The sequence below is a fragment of the Variovorax glucosi genome (assembly GCF_051216695.1).
In the GTDB taxonomy this organism is placed as follows: Bacteria; Pseudomonadota; Gammaproteobacteria; order Burkholderiales; family Burkholderiaceae_C; genus Variovorax.
This window is the reverse complement of record NZ_JBPJZE010000457.1, coordinates 1-1,004: the sequence shown is the minus strand read 5'-3', so window position 1 is coordinate 1,004 and position 1,004 is coordinate 1. Positions and strand designations below refer to the sequence as shown.

Sequence of the window (1,004 nt, the reverse complement as noted above, 5' to 3'; positions counted from 1 at the left end):
CGACGTGGATCGCCAGCAGTCTTCGCGGCTCTGGCTGGGCCTGCGCCCGCCACTGGCCCGGCCCATCGCCACCTGGGAAGCCACGGGCGAGAGCACGGTGGTGCGGCCGCCGCGCGGCACCACGCACGCGGTGCTCGACACGCCGGCCGGCCTGCACGGCTGGCGCTTCAAGGAAGTGCTGGCGCTGGCCGACCGGGTGATCGTGCCGCTGCAGCCGAGCATCTTCGACATCTACGCGACGCGCGATTTCCTCGACCGGCTGATGGAGCAGCGCCGCGCCGAGAAAACGAAGATCGGCCTCGTCGGCATGCGCGTGAACGCCCGCACGCTGGCGGCCGACCGGCTCCACGAGTTCATCGCCGGGCTCGGCGTGCCGGTGATCGGCGAACTGCGCGACACGCAGAACTACGTGCAGCTCGCGGCGCGCGGGCTCACGCTGTTCGACATCGCGCCCGGCCGCGTGCAGCGCGACCTGGAGCAGTGGCAGCCGATCTGCGTGTGGCTCGACGCCTGAGCCGCCAGCCTGCTCCCGGTTTTCCCTGAGCCTGGTTGTCGCCCGCCCGACAGTCGTGCGGGCGCCCCAGACGCCAGAATGCCTCGCATGACAAAAAAGACATTCCAGACCCTTCAGGATCTTGCCGCCTGCGTCGGCCAGGAAGTCGCCGTGAGCGACTGGATCACCATCACGCAGGAGCAGGTCAACCAGTTCGCCGAGGCGACGGGCGACCACCAGTGGATCCATGTCGATATCGAACGGGCCAAGGCCGGCCCCTTCGGCGGACCGATTGCCCACGGCTTTCTCACGCTGTCGCTGCTGCCGCGCTTCTACGAGACGGCGCTTGACGTGGTCGAGTCGCGCATGGGCGTGAACTACGGCCTGAACAAGGTGCGCTTCATGTCGCCAGTGCCTGTGGGCAAGCGCCTGCGGGCCCGCATGAAGCTGCTGACCTCTGAAGCGATTGCCAACGATGGCTTTCAGATGACCTGGGAAACCACCATTGAGC

2 protein-coding genes are annotated in these 1,004 nt (G+C 67.9%); both read left to right on the top strand.

Features of this window, described 5'->3' with window-relative positions; all coding sequences use genetic code 11:
* The coding region (locus ACSFA3_RS26490) for a P-loop NTPase family protein (RefSeq protein WP_435508262.1) at positions 1-514 on the top strand (514 nt) is incomplete at its 5' end.
* Between the two features lie 78 nt (positions 515-592).
* A partial coding sequence (locus tag ACSFA3_RS26485; protein ID WP_435508261.1) for a MaoC family dehydratase occupies positions 593-1,004 on the top strand: 412 nt, incomplete at its 3' end.